The sequence below is a fragment of the Flavobacterium nitrogenifigens genome, from assembly GCF_003254565.1.
GTDB classification, from domain to species: Bacteria; Bacteroidota; Bacteroidia; order Flavobacteriales; family Flavobacteriaceae; genus Flavobacterium; species Flavobacterium nitrogenifigens.
This window is the reverse complement of the sequence record NZ_QJRI01000181.1, coordinates 56,709-72,882: the sequence shown is the minus strand read 5'-3', so window position 1 is coordinate 72,882 and position 16,174 is coordinate 56,709. Positions and strand designations below refer to the sequence as shown.

General features: G+C 33.1%; 18 protein-coding genes. 10 read left to right on the top strand and 8 right to left on the bottom strand.

The genetic code is table 11. From position 1 onward, the window contains the following. Positions 1 to 8 precede the first annotated feature (8 nt). The 4 genes from pnuC to DM397_RS20360 all read left to right on the top strand — a co-directional run bounded on the left by pnuC (position 9) and on the right by DM397_RS20360 (position 5,565). Positions 9 to 632 (top strand): nicotinamide riboside transporter PnuC, encoded by a 624-nt coding sequence (gene pnuC, locus DM397_RS20375; protein ID WP_111379299.1) that lies wholly within the window; start codon positions 9 to 11, stop codon positions 630 to 632. Beyond that, the gene (locus DM397_RS20370) at positions 593 to 2,707 is read left to right on the top strand and encodes a DUF4301 family protein (RefSeq protein ID WP_111379297.1); all 2,115 of its coding nucleotides are present in this window, start codon (positions 593 to 595) and stop codon (positions 2,705 to 2,707) included. The genes pnuC and DM397_RS20370 overlap by 40 nt, the downstream gene beginning before the upstream one ends. Before the next feature lies 1 nt (position 2,708). Further along, positions 2,709 to 3,110 (top strand): alternative ribosome rescue aminoacyl-tRNA hydrolase ArfB, encoded by a 402-nt coding sequence (gene arfB / locus DM397_RS20365; protein ID WP_111379295.1) that lies wholly within the window; start codon positions 2,709 to 2,711, stop codon positions 3,108 to 3,110. Between the two features lie 265 nt (positions 3,111 to 3,375). After that, positions 3,376 to 5,565, top strand: a complete 2,190-nt coding sequence (locus DM397_RS20360) for a TonB-dependent receptor (RefSeq protein ID WP_111379294.1) — start codon at positions 3,376 to 3,378, stop codon at positions 5,563 to 5,565. Between the two features lie 48 nt (positions 5,566 to 5,613). On the opposite strand, the gene DM397_RS20355 is transcribed toward DM397_RS20360, so the two are convergent. Beyond that, entirely contained in the window at positions 5,614 to 6,030 is a 417-nt protein-coding gene (locus DM397_RS20355; protein WP_111379292.1) for a Rieske (2Fe-2S) protein, read from the bottom strand. Between the two features lie 159 nt (positions 6,031 to 6,189). Here DM397_RS20355 and greA point away from each other — a divergent pair, with 159 nt between their 5' ends. Then, positions 6,190 to 6,666: a transcription elongation factor GreA gene (gene greA / locus DM397_RS20350; RefSeq protein WP_026728641.1), complete on the top strand. Its 477-nt coding sequence runs from the start codon at positions 6,190 to 6,192 to the stop codon at positions 6,664 to 6,666. 50 nt (positions 6,667 to 6,716) lie between these two features. Continuing rightward, positions 6,717 to 7,106 (top strand): HIT family protein, encoded by a 390-nt coding sequence (locus tag DM397_RS20345; RefSeq protein WP_111379290.1) that lies wholly within the window; start codon positions 6,717 to 6,719, stop codon positions 7,104 to 7,106. A gap of 55 nt (positions 7,107 to 7,161) precedes the next feature. Here the strand turns inward: DM397_RS20345 and DM397_RS20340 are convergent, their stop codons facing one another. Next, the gene (locus DM397_RS20340; protein WP_111379289.1) at positions 7,162 to 8,313 is read right to left on the bottom strand and encodes a sensor histidine kinase; all 1,152 of its coding nucleotides are present in this window, start codon (positions 8,311 to 8,313) and stop codon (positions 7,162 to 7,164) included. Between the two features lie 159 nt (positions 8,314 to 8,472). Here DM397_RS20340 and DM397_RS20335 point away from each other — a divergent pair, with 159 nt between their 5' ends. The 4 genes from DM397_RS20335 to DM397_RS20320 all read left to right on the top strand — a co-directional run bounded on the left by DM397_RS20335 (position 8,473) and on the right by DM397_RS20320 (position 11,383). Further along, positions 8,473 to 9,348, top strand: coding sequence for a flavin reductase family protein (locus DM397_RS20335; RefSeq protein WP_111379287.1), 876 nt, complete (start codon positions 8,473 to 8,475; stop codon positions 9,346 to 9,348). A 34-nt stretch (positions 9,349 to 9,382) separates the two neighbouring features. Further along, the gene (locus DM397_RS20330) at positions 9,383 to 9,754 is read left to right on the top strand and encodes a DUF3127 domain-containing protein (protein WP_111379285.1); all 372 of its coding nucleotides are present in this window, start codon (positions 9,383 to 9,385) and stop codon (positions 9,752 to 9,754) included. 192 nt (positions 9,755 to 9,946) lie between these two features. Next, positions 9,947 to 10,585: a leucyl/phenylalanyl-tRNA--protein transferase gene (aat, locus tag DM397_RS20325; RefSeq protein WP_111379284.1), complete on the top strand. Its 639-nt coding sequence runs from the start codon at positions 9,947 to 9,949 to the stop codon at positions 10,583 to 10,585. Between the two features lie 3 nt (positions 10,586 to 10,588). Beyond that, positions 10,589 to 11,383, top strand: coding sequence for an MOSC domain-containing protein (locus DM397_RS20320; RefSeq protein WP_111379282.1), 795 nt, complete (start codon positions 10,589 to 10,591; stop codon positions 11,381 to 11,383). On the opposite strand, the gene DM397_RS20315 is transcribed toward DM397_RS20320, so the two are convergent. The 6 genes from DM397_RS20315 to DM397_RS20290 form a co-directional block, all read right to left on the bottom strand. Beyond that, entirely contained in the window at positions 11,380 to 12,090 is a 711-nt protein-coding gene (locus DM397_RS20315) for a HesA/MoeB/ThiF family protein (RefSeq protein ID WP_111379280.1), read from the bottom strand. The two genes, DM397_RS20320 and DM397_RS20315, sit on opposite strands and share 4 nt — an antisense overlap. A 70-nt stretch (positions 12,091 to 12,160) precedes the next feature. Further along, positions 12,161 to 13,273 carry a 2-iminoacetate synthase ThiH gene (thiH, locus tag DM397_RS20310; protein ID WP_111379279.1) on the bottom strand — a complete coding sequence of 371 codons (1,113 nt, stop codon included), beginning with the start codon at positions 13,271 to 13,273 and terminating at the stop codon, positions 12,161 to 12,163. 153 nt (positions 13,274 to 13,426) lie between these two features. Further along, a complete protein-coding gene (locus DM397_RS20305; RefSeq protein WP_111379277.1) occupies positions 13,427 to 14,203 on the bottom strand; it encodes a thiazole synthase in 777 nt (258 codons plus the stop codon). Next, positions 14,184 to 14,822 (bottom strand): thiamine phosphate synthase, encoded by a 639-nt coding sequence (locus DM397_RS20300; protein WP_111379275.1) that lies wholly within the window; start codon positions 14,820 to 14,822, stop codon positions 14,184 to 14,186. Before DM397_RS20300 ends, DM397_RS20305 begins: the two co-directional genes overlap by 20 nt. Then, entirely contained in the window at positions 14,815 to 15,567 is a 753-nt protein-coding gene (locus tag DM397_RS20295) for a hydroxymethylpyrimidine/phosphomethylpyrimidine kinase (RefSeq protein ID WP_111379273.1), read from the bottom strand. The genes DM397_RS20300 and DM397_RS20295 overlap by 8 nt, the downstream gene beginning before the upstream one ends. Continuing rightward, positions 15,525 to 16,136: a thiamine phosphate synthase gene (locus tag DM397_RS20290; protein WP_111379271.1), complete on the bottom strand. Its 612-nt coding sequence runs from the start codon at positions 16,134 to 16,136 to the stop codon at positions 15,525 to 15,527. Before DM397_RS20290 ends, DM397_RS20295 begins: the two co-directional genes overlap by 43 nt. Positions 16,137 to 16,174 lie beyond the last annotated feature (38 nt).

Below are 16,174 nucleotides of genomic sequence, written 5' to 3'. Positions count from 1 at the left end.
ACATTTTCATGATAGATTTTTTTTTAGAAAGTTATAAGAATGCACCGCTATGGCATATTGCTTTGGAGTTCCTAGTATTCGTCTGCGGAATTTTAAGTGTTTGGTTTGCTAAAAAAGAAAATATCTGGGTGTATCCGACAGGACTAATTGCGACAGCAATATCAGTATATCTGCTTTATGTTGCGGGTTATATCGGCGATATGATTATTAATGCTTATTTTTCGATTATGAGTATCTACGGCTGGTATGTATGGGCAAAAGGAGGGACTGCAGAAGATAATCTGCCAATTACCCGTACAAATTTTAATGAAAAAATAATCGGAATCTTACTGTTTATTGTGACTGTTTTTGTAGTTTTCGGGATTTATAAATATTTCGATTATGAAATACATAAAGACAATTATGTTGATATGATTTCGTCAGGAATATTTTTCGCAGGAATGTGGTATATGGCCAGAAAAAAAATAGAAAACTGGACACTTTGGATTATTGGTGATATTATTGTTGTGCCTCTCTACGCTTATCGCGGTTTAGGGATGCTGTCACTTCAATACATAATTTTTACAATTTTGGCTATTTCAGCTTATTTAGAATGGAGAAAGATCTTAGACAGCAAAAAACAACCATCATAAAAATTGCTTTGTTTGGTCCTGAAAGTACAGGAAAAACAACCTTAGCAAAACAGCTTGCAGATTACTACGAAACCGAATGGGTTCCTGAGTTTGCACGCGATTATTTGCAAGAAAAATGGGAAGAGAATAAGCATATTTGTGTAGCCGATGATATGATGCCAATTGCGTACGGTCAGACTGCATTGGAAAACGAAAAACTGGCAAATGCAAATAAATACTTGTTTTGTGATACCAACTTAATGGTAACCAAAGTATTTTCTGAAATGTATTATGGTTTTTGTGATCCGCTTTTGAATGAAGCGGCGCTCAAGCATGAATATGATTTGTTTTTCCTTACCGACATTGATGTTCCTTGGGAGAAAGATGATATTCGTGATACTCCAGAAGGAAGAGAAACTGTTTTTTCTGTTTTTAAACAAACTTTAATAGATACGAAAAAGCCTTTTATAACCTTATCCGGCGATAAAGAAACTCGTTTGGCAAAAGCAACGGTTATTATTAGCGAATTGACTATTGCTAAAGAAAAAGGATTTACGTCATCAGATTTTGTTCAAATTTACGATAGGGGAATTCCTTTGGAAAAAATTCTAAAACAGATGGAAATTCTTGACAACGGAATTCCAAAAAGCAATTTAATAAGTCCAGCCACAACTGATAATGGAATTTTAAGTTTATCTGAAAAAGATTTTGAAGATAAAGCTGTTTTTTTTGATAAACAGAAAGAAAATTTAAAAATTAAAAAGTTTGTTCCTGCTTCTGGTGCGGCAACAAGAATGTTTAAATTTTTGAATGCATTTTTGAATGATTTTGATATTCAGGAAGAAACTATTAATGCGTATATAAATAGAAAAAAAGATAAAGAACTTGCCATTTTTATTATTGGAATGGATAAGTTTCCTTTTTTCAAATCGATCGATGAAAAATTAAGAGAAATTTATCCTGATTTTGAAACTCTTGAAAGAGATTACAAGAATTATTATTTTATAAAATTATTGTTGTCTCCTGACAATTTTAATTTTGCTAATAAACCAAAGGCGGTATTGCCATTTCATTGGTATGAAACGCATATTGCAACTCCAATTGAAGAACATTTAAATGAATGTATACATTACGCTACTTCAAATAAAGTCTCGAATTTGCATTTTACTGTATCAGAAAACCATCAAGAGTTATTTTATAGAGGAGTTGATGAGGTAATAGAAAAGATTGAAGAACCGGCTGGAGTTAAAATTAATATTACTTATTCGTATCAAAATAGAAGTACAGACTCCATTACTATTGATGGAGAAAACAGATTGGTAAAAGATAAAAATGGTAATTTAATTTTCAGACCAGGAGGGCACGGTGCTTTGATTGAAAATTTAAATAATCTTGATGCAGATTTAATCTTCATTAAAAATATAGATAATGTCATTCAGAACCATATTGATAAAATTACATTATATAAAAAGGCCCTAGCAGGTGTTTTAATAGAAATACAACAAAAAGTTTTTTCTTATTTAAAAGCAATTGATCAAAATGATGTCAAAGAAAATCATTTAGCAGATATTGTTTTGTTTTTAAAAGAAGAACTAAATGTCGAGATGAGTAATGACTTCAGTAAATTTACTTTTGAAAATAAAGTAAATAAAATTAAAGAACTTTTAGATAGACCAATACGCGTTTGCGGAATGGTAAAAAATGAAGGAGAACCAGGGGGAGGACCATTTTGGGTAATGAATGATAAAGGTATAAGCTCTCTTCAAATTGTTGAAACTTCTCAGGTAGATTTGACTAGCAAGAAACAGCAGGCAATTTTAGCAGAAGCAACACATTTTAATCCTGTAGATTTAGTTTGCGGCATCAAAAACTATAAAAAGGAAAAATTCGATTTACTGCAATTTGTAGATCAAAAAACAGGTTTTATTGTAGAAAAAAGTGTTGATGGGAAAACAGTGAGAAGTTATGAGCTACCAGGTTTATGGAACGGATCGATGGCCAATTGGTTAACCGTTTTTGTAGCTGTTCCTTTGATTACTTTTAATCCTGTAAAAACGGTAAACGATTTGTTGAAAGCGGCACATCAGCCACAATAATATGGATTCAGAAAAAATCATAGCAGAGTTAAATTTCAAAGCCGTTCGAAGTAGCGGTTCTGGTGGGCAAAACGTAAATAAAGTTTCGTCTAAAGTAGTTTTGAGTTTTGATCTGAATGCTTCTCAAGCCTTGACTGATGAAGAGAAATTATTATTAAAAGAAAATATTTCGGCAAGATTAACTTCTGAAAATATTTTGATCTTAAACTGTGACGAAGACCGTAGTCAGCTTAAAAACAAAGAGATTGTAACCAAACGGTTTGTGGAAATCATCAGAAAAGGACTTTATGTTCCTAAAGTTAGAAAGGCGACAAAAGTTCCAAAAGCTGTAATTAAGAAAAGAATCAAAGACAAAAAGAATGTTTCTGATTTGAAGCAATCAAGAAAAAAACCGGATTTTTAGTATTAAGACAGAAGAATTAAGTATTAAGAAATTCAAAGATGAAAAATCTTAATACTTAATACATTTATCTTAATACTTTTTTATATTTGCACTGTCTCAAAGGGGTGCTCCAAATAACGAGCTGAGATCATACCCAAAGAACCTGAGCGAGTAATGTTGCTAAGGGAAAACGACACTATCGAGCGTGCACACTTTATTTTGTCGGGAAACACATTTATTAATTTAACAAAGAATAATTCCCCCTTTTATTCGTAATTCTTTACGAATGAAAACTATTTTTAAAGGTACTGAGGTACTAAGTTGCAAAGGTTCTGAGGTTCAAAAAATGAGCAGAACCAGATCTATTTTCTTTTCTCTATTTTCTATCTTCTTTTCTCTTTTCTCTTTTGCGCAGCAGCAAGATTCTACCAAAGTGAATCAGCTTGATGATGTATTGGTTTCGGCAGTTCGTGTTACTTCTAAGACTCCGGTGAGTTTTAGTAATATGGATAAAAAGGAGATCAAGTATAGAAATCTAGGTCAGGACATTCCGGTTCTGATGAATTATCTTCCTTCGGTTGTGACAACTTCAGATGCAGGAAATGGTGTTGGTTATACCGGTATTCGAGTTCGTGGAAGCGATGCAACACGTGTAAACGTAACCATAAACGGAATTCCGTACAATGATGCAGAAAGTCAAGGAACATTTTGGGTAAATATGCCCGATTTCGCTTCTTCTGTAGAGAGCCTTCAGTTGCAGCGCGGAGTTGGAACATCAACAAATGGAGCAGGTGCTTTTGGTGCCAGTTTAAATATGCTTACAGATAGTTATGCTAGAAAAGCGACGGGTGAGATTTCAAGTTCTGCAGGATCATTTAACACATTTAAAAATACAGTAAAGTTTAGTACAGGTTTATTAAATGATCATTTTGAAATTGCTGGACGTTTATCTACAATAAAAACACACGGATATATTGATCGAGGAAGTGCAGATCTAAAATCATATTTTTTGCAGGGAACTTATGTTGGCAAAACCACTTTGATTAAAGCATTAGTTTTTGGAGGAACTCAAAAAACATATCAATCTTGGAACGGAATCGATGCAGAAACGCTTAATATAGACCGTACTTTTAATTCTGCTGGAATGTACACAGACGATGCAGGAAATGTGCATTTCTATGATAACGAAACCGATAATTACAATCAAGATCATTATCAATTGCATTGGAGCGAATCGATTTCTGATAAATGGAGTACAAACCTAGCATTTCATTATACAAAAGGAAAAGGGTATTACGAAAATTATAAAGAAGATGAACCTGTTGCTGGTTATGGACCAATTCAACCAACAAAAACAGTTGAAGATGACAATGGGAATTTAGTTCCAGTAACCGATTTGATTCGTCAAAAATGGTTGGATAACGATTTCTACGGAACGACTTTTTCTGCTAAATATGTAACAGAAAAATTAAATGTTATTTTAGGCGGAGGTTGGAATAAATATGAAGGAGATCATTTCGGAAAAGTAATCTGGTCACAATACTCTGATCAATCGGTATTAGGATCTCATTACTATGATGATTATTCGTCAAAAACAGATGGTAATATTTTTGCGAAAGCAAATTATCAATTCACAGAAAAATTAAGTTTCTATGGAGATTTACAATACAGAAATGTGAAATATAAAGCAAATAGTAAAGAAACTGGTTTAGTAGATGATAATTTCAATTTCTTTAATCCGAAAGCTGGTTTGAATTATGCTTTCAATGAAAAAAACACTTTGTATTTTTCTTATGCAAGAGCAAATCGTGAACCAAATAGAACAGATTACGAAGGCGGAAATGTAAAACCAGAAAAACTGAATGATTTTGAGTTAGGATGGAGATTCAATTCAGAGAAATTTCAATTGAACTCTAATGTATATTACATGGGATACAAAGATCAATTAATCTTAACAGGAAGATTGGATGATGTAGGAAACCCGATTCGCGCTAATACAGAGAAAAGCTACCGTTTAGGTTTTGAATTTGATGCAACGATTGCACTTTCTGAGAAATTTACTTTAAGGCCAAACTTTACTTTAAGCAGTAACAAAAATGTTGATTTAGCAGTTGATGGAGAATATTACGGAACAACTAAAATTGCCTATTCTCCAGAAGTAATTGCAGGAAACGTGATTGTGTATAAACCGATAGAAAGATTATATCTTTCATTATTGCAAAAATATGTTGGAGAACAATATATGAACAATATTGAACTTCCGGCAGCTAAATTGGCAGATTACTTTGTAAACGATTTTAATGCATCTTACGAAATTAAACCAAAAAAGATTTTTCAATCTATAACAATCACAGCTTTGGTGAATAATATTTTCGATAAAAAATATGTTTCAAATGGTTATATGTGGGATGTTTATCCGTACTATTATCCGCAAGCAGGAACAAATTTCTTAGTAGGTTTGAATTTGAAATTTTAATGAACCTAAGACACAAAAAAGCCTGAAATATTTCAGGCTTTTTTGTATTTAATTGTACACGTGAATAATAGTTCCAGAAGATTCAACGCGATATTGTTTCATCGGATATTCTTTTCCGCCCAGACCTGTAAATAAATTATATTGGCTTTTGTCGCAAGAACAAACTGCATAAATTCCATCAATTGTCATTGCAGTACAAGAATTAAAAGCTTGATTAGGGCAAGCTGCATCAAAAGCGTTATAGGTTCCTTCGCCAGTTTTCATTACAATAATTCCTTTTGCACCATAATTGGCAACATATACAGGATTACTCGGATACAGTAGTTTGTTATACGTTGGAAGATTAGTGTCGAGATAAGCATTTACCGAATAGTTAGGAATGTTCGGATTGTTATTACTTCTGTTATTGTCACTGCAAGCAAATAAAACTGCAGTAAATGCGATAAAGAACCAGATTTTTTTCATTATTTGAATAAGAATTAGTTAAAACAAAAATAATTTATTTAGATTTGAAATCTATATATGATTAACATATAATTATGTACTATTAAAAATTATAGTATATTTGTGGTAAGAAAATCCCGTCGCGATGGGATTTTTTGTATTTATATAAACGATGAAGTTATGAGTAAAGTATCTTATTATACAGCTGAAGGATTAAAAAAATTAAAAGATGAATTGGAGCATTTAAAGAGTGTAATGCGTCCAAAGGCATCTCAAGATATTGCAGATGCAAGAGATAAAGGTGATTTGTCTGAAAATGCAGAATATGATGCAGCAAAAGAAGCGCAAGGTTTATTAGAAATGAGAATTGCTAAACTTGAAGAAGTATATGCAAATGCTAGATTAATTGACGAATCGCAATTAGATGTTTCTAAAGTTTTGGTTTTATCGAATGTAAAAATCAAAAACCAAAGTAACGGAATGGAGATGAAATATACGCTTGTTGCTGAAAGTGAAGCTGATTTAAAAACAGGAAAAATTTCTGTAACTTCTCCTATCGGGAAAGGTTTATTAGGGAAATCTGTTGGAGAAGTAGCCGAAATTACGGTTCCAAACGGAGTTTTGAAATTTGAAATTCTGGAAATTTCGAGAGACTAAGCCATTGCGAGGAACGAAGCAATCACACTATTAAGATTTAAAAATTAACCATGAGTTCAATATTCACTAAAATAGTCAACGGAGAAATTCCTGCATACAAAATCGCTGAAGACGAGAACTATTTAGCGTTTTTAGATGTAAATCCAAACGCTAAAGGACACACACTTTGTATCCCGAAACAAGAAATCGATAAGATTTTTGATATGGACGAAGAGTTGTATTTAGGATTGATGAAGTTTTCTAAAAAAGTTGCAGCGGCCTTAGAAAAGACAGTTCCATGCAAAAGAATCGGAATAGCAGTTGTCGGACTTGAAGTGCCTCATGCACACGTACATTTGATTCCGTTAAACCATATGGATGAAATGCGTTTTATTGATAAAGTTTCACTTTCAAAAGAAGAATTTGAAGCTTTAGCAAAAAATATTCAATCAAATTTGTAAAGACTTCGACTTCGCTCAGTCTGACAAAACAAATAACTAAAGTGCAGTAAATTTATTACTGCACTTTTTTATTTAAAGCAATCTGAAAAGTAGTTCCTTTCCCAATTTCAGAGTGTAAAACTTTGATTTTCCCGTTATGATATTCTTCCACAATTCTTTTAGTTAAAGAAAGTCCAAGTCCCCAACCACGTTTTTTTGTGGTATATCCAGTTTCGAAAATAGTGTTGAATTGCTTTTTAGGAATTCCGGTTCCAGAATCTTTAATGTTAATTTTTACCTGATGTGCGTCTTGTTCAATTTGAAGGTCTAAAGTTCCTTTTCCTTTCATGGCATCAATAGCATTTTTAACCAAATTTTCGATCGTCCAGCTATGCAAAGTAGGGTTTATCATTACTAAAATAGGAGAATCTGGAGCATGAAACGAAAAGGCAACTTGTTTAGAAAAACGAGATTGCAAATACTCATAAGCTGTTTTAGTTTCCTTTACAATATCATGAAGTTCTAAAACAGGAATAGAGCCAATTTTAGAAAAACGATCAGTAATGGTCTGCAAACGTTCGATATCTTTTTCAATTTCAAGACTAATTGACGGATCTATATTTTCTGTTTTTAATATTTCAACCCAACCAATTAATGAAGAAAGCGGTGTGCCAATTTGATGTGCCGTCTCTTTTGCCATTCCTGCCCAAAGTTTGTTTTGGGTTGCCATTTTAGTGCTTTTGTAAAAATTATAAATTAAAGCAATACACAAGAATATAATAAGAAGAAGTGCAATCGGATAATATTTGAGTTTGTTCAATAATGAAGAATTACCGTAATATAAGGTCTGATATTTCCCTGGAGCATATTCAAAAGTGATAGGCTCATTTTCATTTTTCAGTTTATTTAAGAAAGCGATTCTTTTTTTCTTGTCATTAAGAATTTCGTCAGGGACATTCACTGCACTTACCACATTATCATAAAGCATTATTATACCTGGAATCGAAGTATTGTTATTAAAAATCTGAAGAGGAAGTTCTACATCTGTATTTTCGTCGGCGTTCACTATCGTAATTTGCGCCTTCACAAAAAGATTCATTTTTAAACGTTCCTCATTTTTAAAAATTTGGAAAAAAGTATAAGTGTTCCAAAGAATTAGAGAAATGATTATAAAACATACCGAAATAATAATCCAGCGGGTTGTATTTGTTCTTTCAGAAAAAGACATATCAGTTTTTTTGAGGTATAAATATAACGAAATATACACATTTTATATTTTCTCCATATAGAAAGATTTTTCGATTTTATCTCTAAAACTATTTTTTCGAATTAAACCATTTCAATACTTTTGTAGCTACTAAAAGAGATTCTGTCTAAATTTAAAAGTATGATCAGCGTTAACCCAAAAGAGATTCCAACGGCCAAATTGCAAGGCTATCTGCAGAGTTCAATCGGGCCTAGACCTATTGCTTTTGCAAGCACAATTAGCGAAAAAGGGATTCCGAATTTATCTCCATTTAGTTTCTTTAATGTGTTTAGTGCCAATCCGCCAATTTTGGTTTTTTCACCATCAAGACGTGTTCGCGATAATACGATTAAACATACTCTAATTAATGCAGAAGCGACTCGAGAAGTGGTAATAAATGTTGTTAATTATGATATTGTACAACAAACATCATTGGCAAGTACAGAATATGCAGACGGAGTAAACGAATTTATTAAAGCAGGATTAACCCAAATTCCTTCAGATTTAGTAAAACCATATCGCGTAAAAGAATCTCCGGTTCAGTTTGAATGCAAGATTACGCAGATTATTCCGTTAGGAACAGAAGGAGGAGCTGGAAATTTGATTTTATGTGAAGTAGTAAAAATTCATATCGATGAATCGATTTTAGATGAAAATGGAGCGATCGATCAGCATAAAATTGATTTGGTTTCAAGACTTGGAAATAATTGGTATTCAAGATCTAATCAAGGGCTTTTTGAAGTTGCAAAACCCTTGACAACATTGGGAGTAGGCGTAGATTCGATACCCGATTTTATAAAAGAAAGCCCTGTTTTTGATGGGAATGATTTAGGGAAATTAGGAAATGTTGAAACCTTGCCTACAAAAGAAGAAGTTAGTATATTTGTGAAACAAAATTTCGCAGTCAAAGGAGTTTTAAGCTCAGACGACCAGAAAAAAGTGCATTTAGAAGCCAAAAAATATCTGGATAACGGTGATGTAGAATCGGCTTGGAAAGTGCTTTTAGCCAAGAAATAAAAAGAAAATAGAAACAATAATTAAATAGACGAAGATGGAAGTTACAGGAAAAGTAAAAGTGGTTAACCCAGAGCAGCAAGTTAGTGCCTCATTCAAAAAAAGAGAGTTAGTTGTTACTACTGAGGAGCAGTATCCACAACATATTTTAATCGAATTTACACAAGATAAATGCGATTTGTTGAGTAGCTATAAACAAGGAGATGCAGTAAAAGTTTCTATCAATTTAAGAGGAAGAGAATGGGTTAATCCGCAAGGAGAAACTAGATATTTCAATAGTATTCAAGGTTGGAGAATCGAAAGATTAGCAGCAGAAACTCCAGGACAAGCTCCTGCAATGCCAGCGGCAGAAACTTTTGCTCCAGCAACAAACTTAAATGAAGACGAACCAGACGATTTACCGTTCTAAAAAAAGGTTTAAATTCCAAATTATAAATTCCAAATTCCAATTCATAACTATGTTTTGGGATTTGGAATTTTAGTTTAGAGCTTTATTTTAAATAAAAGACAATATTCTGAAAGTTTGGAATTTGGAATTTTTAGTATTGAGATTTCTATTTGTATTGGAATTTGGAATTTCATAATTGAATATTAAAAAGAGATGTATTATTTATTCAACGATTTGTTTTTTCCGCCAGTTGAAGAAGCTGATGAAGAAGGGGTTTTAGCAATTGGAGGCGATCTAAGTCCAGAGCGCTTACTATTGGCTTACAAAAGCGGTATTTTTCCTTGGTTTAATGAAGGAGAACCGATTCTTTGGTGGGCGCCAGATCCTAGAATGGTATTGTTTTTTGATGAATTGGCGATATCCAAAAGTATGCGGAAGATTCTCAATAAGAAAATATTTAAGGTTACTTATAATAAAAATTTCAAAGAGGTAATTTTAAATTGTCAGCAGATAAAACGAGAAGGGCAGGATGGAACTTGGATTTCGGATGAAATGATTGAAGCCTATTGCAAATTAAATGAAGAAGGAGTGGCAAAATCGGTTGAGGTTTGGCAAGATGATGTTTTGGTTGGCGGTTTGTACGGAATTGATTTGGGAGATGTTTTTTGCGGAGAAAGTATGTTTTCTAAAGTTTCAAATGCTTCAAAAACAGCTTTCATTGCTTTAGCCTTATATTTGAAGAAAGAAAATTATAAATTATTGGATTGTCAGGTTTACAATCCGCATTTGGAGAGCTTAGGCTGTCGAGAAATTGATCGTGAAGAGTTTATGTCCATTTTAAAAAGCAAATAGAAAATGAGTGCTATTTACAGCGTAAAAGAAATTTATATTTATCCGATAAAGAGTTTGGCGGGAATTAGTCTTGAATCTGCAAAAGCTGAAGAAATGGGATTTGAAAACGACCGCCGTTGGATGCTTATTGATGCAGAAAATCAAATGCTGACACAAAGAGAACATCGAATCATGAGTCAGTTTTATCCGCAGATTTCAAATGGGAAAATCAGCATTACTTTTCAGGATCAAAAGCAAGAATTTTCTATTAGCGAACATTTAGAAAATGTGATAGAAGTAAATGTTTGGGACGATAAAAGCGAAGTGGTTGAGGTAAATCTTGAAACGTCAAAATGGTTTAGTCAGCATTTGGGCTTTCAATGCAAATTGGTTAAAATACTTAAAAATGGAGCTCGTAAACACGAAAGCTCCAGATTAAAAGAAACATTCAATGTGAGTTTGGCAGATGGTTATCCTTATTTAATGATTGGATCTAAAAGTTTGGATTTTTTGAATGATAAATTGGATGAAAAAATTACCATAAAAAGATTTCGTCCAAACATTGTTGTAAGCACTGAAAATCCTCACGAAGAAGATGATTTTAAGACTTTTGCGATAGGAGAGGTTCAATTTAAAAACATAAAGCCCTGCGGAAGATGTGTTATGGTGAACAATGATCCGGAAAATGGGCGTTTGAAAAAGGAACCGCTAAAAACGTTAAGCAAATACAGAAATGTAGATAATTCTGTTTTATTCGGAACCAATATTGTGAGTCTGAATTCTGGAATTATTAGAGTTGGTGATGAGGTTATTTTCTAGAAATTCAACTTTATAAAATTCCAATTTAAAGTATTAAAAATTACTAGTTCATTGTTTAAAGTTGGTAATTCTAGAATCAATTTTAAGGTTTCATGCGCCATCATATTGCCTATAATTCCAGGTAAAGTTCCAAGAACACCATTCAAATTACAATTCGGAGCATCTTTTGGATCTGGCATTTCGGGAAATAAATCCCTAAGATTTTTACTTCCGTTATGATTAAAAACAGCAATCTGACCTTCAAATTTCAAAATACTTCCATAAACCAAAGGTTTCTCCAATTTTACGCAAGTATCATTTACCAAATAGCGCGTTGTAAAATTGTCTGAACCATCTACAATTATATCATACTGTTCAATGATTTTTGAGGCATTTTCCAAAGTCAGTTTTTCATTGATTGCAACAGCCTCAATCAGCGGATTTAGTTTTGAAACGACTTCTTGAGCAACAATTGATTTTTGTTTTCCGATTTCATTTTCGGTATATAAAATCTGTCTGTGTAGATTATGAATTTCGATCGTATCAAAATCCATAATTCCAATAAAACCAACTCCTGCAGTTGCAATATATTGTAAAATTGGACAGCCCAAACCGCCTGCGCCAATTACTAAAACTCTTGCTTTTTTTAATTTTTCCTGACCTTCATCACCAATTTCAGGAAGGATGGTTTGTCTGTTATAACGAAGGAATTCTTGTATAATGCTCATTTTTTTAATTGTGAATTGTGAATTGTGAATTGTAAAATGTTAAGTTTTCAAACTTGAAACTTGAAACATTTCAACTATAAGCCTTGTTCCAGTCTTTCCAAACAGGTTCATAACCTGCATTTTTTATGATGTTTGAAATTTCTTCTGCAGAACGTTCATCGCTGATTTCAAATTGTTCCAACGATTGAGGATCGACAACATAACCTCCCGGATTTGTTTTAGAGCCCGCACTCATACTCGTAACGCCAATCGGAATTATATGGTTTCTAAACGTCTCATTTTCGCGAGTAGAAATCGAAATTTCTAAATCCTCATTCCACAAACGATAAGCGCAGATTAATTGTGTCAAATCTTTATCATCCATAATGAAGTTGGGTTCGATAATACCTTCAGCTGGACGCAGACGAGGAAAAGAAACGGAATATTTGGTCTGCCAATATTTTTTTTGAAGATAATCTAAATGTAAGGCATTGAAGAAACTATCTGTTCTCCAGTCTTCTAAACCTAATAAAACGCCTAGACCAATTTTATGAATTCCAGCAGTTCCAATTCGATCTGGAGTTTCCAATCGATAATCGAAATTTGATTTTTTACCTTTTGTATGATATTTTTTGTAAACTTCCTGATGATACGTTTCCTGATAAACCAAAACAGAATATACTCCAGCATTGTGTAAACACTCGTAATCTTCTACAGAAAGAGGCTGTACTTCAACAGAAATAATAGAAAAGTTTTCTTTGATTAGATTAATAGCATTAAGAAAATAATTAATATTTACAGTATAATTTGCTTCTCCCGTAACTAATAAAACATGATCAAAACCTGTGTTTTTTAAGGCTTCAACTTCCAGTTTTATTTCAGCGTCAGTCAGCGTTTTTCTTTTGATTTTATTGTCTAAACTAAATCCGCAATAGGTGCAAATGTTTTGGCATTCGTTGCTCAAATAAAGTGGCGCATACATTTGGATGGTTTTCCCGAAACGCTTCTTGGTGATTTCATGACATTTTTGTGCCATTTGCTCTAAATAATTTTGAGCAATAGGAGAAATTAGAATCAAAAAATCATCGAGATTGTATTTGGTTTTAGCCAAAGTGCGCTCGACATCTTTTGATGTGGTTTTATATATTCTAGATTGGATTTCATCCCAATTATATTGCTCAAAAATAGATTTGAATGTTTTCATGTGAGTTTAGTTTTACTGCAAAAGTTTTTTAACGCAAAGCGCGCTAAGAATACGCAAAGTTCGCTAAGCTTTGAGTTCTTGTTTTTGACAAAAAGTTCGCAAAGCTTAGCGAACTTTGCGGAAAAACTCTGCGAACTTTGCGTTAGAAAAAAATTATTCATAAAGAAAAGAAGTCAAAGGACTAGAAGCTGAAGCATAATTCTGCTGATTGGCAACTTTAGCTTCAAAAGCTTTTCTTCCTGCAATTACCGCTTCCTTAAAAGCTTCGGCCATTAATTTCGGATTTCCAGCTACGGCAATGGCAGTATTTACCAAAACGGCATCGGCACCAATTTCCATTGCTTTTGCTGCATCAGAAGGCACTCCAATTCCAGCATCTACGATAACAGGAACGGTACTTTGTTCAATGATGATTTCTATAAAATCGATTGTTTTTAAACCTTTATTGCTTCCAATTGGTGAACCTAACGGCATTACGGCAGATGTTCCAGCACTTTCTAAATACTTGCACAAAACAGGATCAGCATGAATGTACGGAAGTACAATAAAACCAAGTTTAGCCAATTCTTCGGTTGCTTTTAAAGTCTCAATCGGATCTGGCATTAAATATTTCGGATCGGGATGAATTTCCAGTTTTACCCAATTGGTTTCCAAAGCTTCGCGAGCCAATTGTGCAGCAAAAACAGCTTCTTTTGCATTTCTTGCCCCAGAAGTGTTGGGTAATAAATTGATATTTGGATGTTTTAAGTGCGATAAAATAGCATCAGTATCAGTTTCAAGATCAATACGCTTTAGGGCAACAGTAACCAATTCGCTTTCTGAAGCTAAAACAGCATCTTCCATTTCTTCATTCGAACCAAATTTTCCAGTTCCGAGAAACAAACGGGACTTAAAGGTTTTATCTCCAATATTAAACAATGATGTCTGCATATAATTTTTCTTTTAATTGTTGAATTAATTTTGGTTTTTCATCACTTTCAGTAATGATTCCAGACACGGCAATTCCGAAAATTCCTGTTTCCATTAGCGGACTTACATCGCGCACTGTGATGCCGCCAATGGCATAAACAGGAATGTCAATTTTATTTTTTTTTAGTTTTTGAAGAATTTCATGATAACCCGACAAACCTAAAATCGGACTTAGTTTTTCTTTAGTTGCTGTAAACCTGAAAGGCCCTAAGCCAATATAATCACAGCCGTTTTTTACATGATTTTCGATATCTTCAAAAGTATTGGCAGTTCCTCCGATAATTTTTGTTGAGCCTAAAATTGCTCTGGCTTCGTCGATTTTTGTGTCGGTTAATCCCAAGTGAACTCCATCAGCTGCAATTTGTTCTGCGAGATGCAAATCGTCGTTTACAATAAAGTTCGCAAGATATTCTTCGCAAAGGGGTTTTACCGCTTCCGCTAAAGTGAAAACGTCTTTTTGGGTTTGGTTTTTAAATCGCATTTGTACCCAATTACATCCAGCATCAAGTGCCTGATGTATGTTGCGTAATTGGTCGTCAATTGTTTCGCCTTGCGAAATATATTGCAGTTTGCTATACATAATGGTATCCGATTAATGTTGATGTTGAACTCAAATATTTTTCTATGTAGGTTTTTGCATTTTTGCAAGCTACTTCCATAGTTTGATTTAGTGCTAAATTGGAAGCGATTGCCGAAGAAAGGACACAGCCTGAACCATGTTTTTCGTGGCAGTTTTTTTCCGTTGGGAATAAATCAAGAATTTTATTTTTTAAAAACAATTGATCTTTTCCGATTTCATTTGAATTATGTCCGCCTTTGAGTAGAATTGCAGTCGAAATTTCATTCTCAATCCAAAGATTATCTTTTATAAAACCAGGAAGTAATTGTTCGATTTCTATATAATTGGGTGTAATCAAATTGATTTTTGACAAGATTTGAAATAAATCTGAACGATCTTCAATATTTAGAAAATCAAATTCTGTTGTTGATTTTAAAACTGGATCCCAGACAATTTTTGTATCTGGAGAAATTAATTTTATCGTCGAAAGAATCCGATTTAAATAAGAAAGAGAAGGCATAATTCCGATTTTAACAGCACTGATTGTATAGCTTTGAAATAAGACTTCAATAGAGCGTATTACAAAATTGATATTGATCCATTCAATTTTATGAAATTCATTTTCAGTCTGAAGGGTATTAGCTGTTGCAATAGCAAACCCAGTAACTTTATGCTGTTCAAATGTTTTGATATCAGCCAAAATTCCAGCGCCACCAGACGGATCTAAACCTGCAATTGTGAGTACGAATGGACGATTTTCTGACATAATTTAAATTGTTTTAACGGATTCTCATGGTTCCAAATACTTCCTAAAAGCGCAACATCATCAAAACCGTTTTCAAGTGTTTTTTGAATGTTTTCAATATCAATTCCGCCTAAAGCAATCACTTTTGTTTTACTATTTGTTTTTGATTTTATAGCTTTAAAAAGATCATTTTTTGGATGATAATTTTCTTTTGAAATACTTTTAAAAACAGGGCTCAAGAATGCATAATCAAATTCATTTTCTAACGAATTAAAATCTTCGATAGAATGTGTTGATGTTGATTTAGACCTACAAGGTTTTGAAAACCTTGCAGGATCATTAAGATTGCTTTTTCTCTCTTTTTCAGAAAAATGAAATCGGTCAATGCCAAAACCTTCGGCTAAATGATGCTGATTGTGCAAAACCAGTTTATTTCGAAATTCTTGTTTTATCTGATCAATAAACTGAGCCATTTCTAATTCTGAAAAATCAGGTTTCCGAATATGAAGCAAAGACAATCCTTCTTCCAATAAAGAATGAAGAATATCTATTTCATCTTCAATAGTAAAAGGATTTGTAATCACAATCATTTTTTGAGAGTATTAAGTATTAAGATGAAAGAATTAAG

Excerpts from the sequence above, each read along its gene's own strand:
- pnuC (WP_111379299.1), top strand. The coding sequence starts at position 9 with ATGATAGATTTTTTTTTAGAAAGTTATAAGAATGCACCGCTATGGCAT.
- DM397_RS20370 (WP_111379297.1), top strand. The coding sequence starts at position 593 with ATGGAGAAAGATCTTAGACAGCAAAAAACAACCATCATAAAAATTGCT.
- arfB (WP_111379295.1), top strand. The coding sequence starts at position 2,709 with ATGGATTCAGAAAAAATCATAGCAGAGTTAAATTTCAAAGCCGTTCGA.
- DM397_RS20360 (WP_111379294.1), top strand. The coding sequence starts at position 3,376 with ATGAAAACTATTTTTAAAGGTACTGAGGTACTAAGTTGCAAAGGTTCT.
- DM397_RS20355 (WP_111379292.1), bottom strand. The coding sequence starts at position 6,030 with ATGAAAAAAATCTGGTTCTTTATCGCATTTACTGCAGTTTTATTTGCT.
- greA (WP_026728641.1), top strand. The coding sequence starts at position 6,190 with ATGAGTAAAGTATCTTATTATACAGCTGAAGGATTAAAAAAATTAAAA.
- DM397_RS20345 (WP_111379290.1), top strand. The coding sequence starts at position 6,717 with ATGAGTTCAATATTCACTAAAATAGTCAACGGAGAAATTCCTGCATAC.
- DM397_RS20340 (WP_111379289.1), bottom strand. The coding sequence starts at position 8,313 with ATGTCTTTTTCTGAAAGAACAAATACAACCCGCTGGATTATTATTTCG.
- DM397_RS20335 (WP_111379287.1), top strand. The coding sequence starts at position 8,473 with ATGATCAGCGTTAACCCAAAAGAGATTCCAACGGCCAAATTGCAAGGC.
- DM397_RS20330 (WP_111379285.1), top strand. The coding sequence starts at position 9,383 with ATGGAAGTTACAGGAAAAGTAAAAGTGGTTAACCCAGAGCAGCAAGTT.
- aat (WP_111379284.1), top strand. The coding sequence starts at position 9,947 with ATGTATTATTTATTCAACGATTTGTTTTTTCCGCCAGTTGAAGAAGCT.
- DM397_RS20320 (WP_111379282.1), top strand. The coding sequence starts at position 10,589 with ATGAGTGCTATTTACAGCGTAAAAGAAATTTATATTTATCCGATAAAG.
- DM397_RS20315 (WP_111379280.1), bottom strand. The coding sequence starts at position 12,090 with ATGAGCATTATACAAGAATTCCTTCGTTATAACAGACAAACCATCCTT.
- thiH (WP_111379279.1), bottom strand. The coding sequence starts at position 13,273 with ATGAAAACATTCAAATCTATTTTTGAGCAATATAATTGGGATGAAATC.
- DM397_RS20305 (WP_111379277.1), bottom strand. The coding sequence starts at position 14,203 with ATGCAGACATCATTGTTTAATATTGGAGATAAAACCTTTAAGTCCCGT.
- DM397_RS20300 (WP_111379275.1), bottom strand. The coding sequence starts at position 14,822 with ATGTATAGCAAACTGCAATATATTTCGCAAGGCGAAACAATTGACGAC.
- DM397_RS20295 (WP_111379273.1), bottom strand. The coding sequence starts at position 15,567 with ATGTCAGAAAATCGTCCATTCGTACTCACAATTGCAGGTTTAGATCCG.
- DM397_RS20290 (WP_111379271.1), bottom strand. The coding sequence starts at position 16,136 with ATGATTGTGATTACAAATCCTTTTACTATTGAAGATGAAATAGATATT.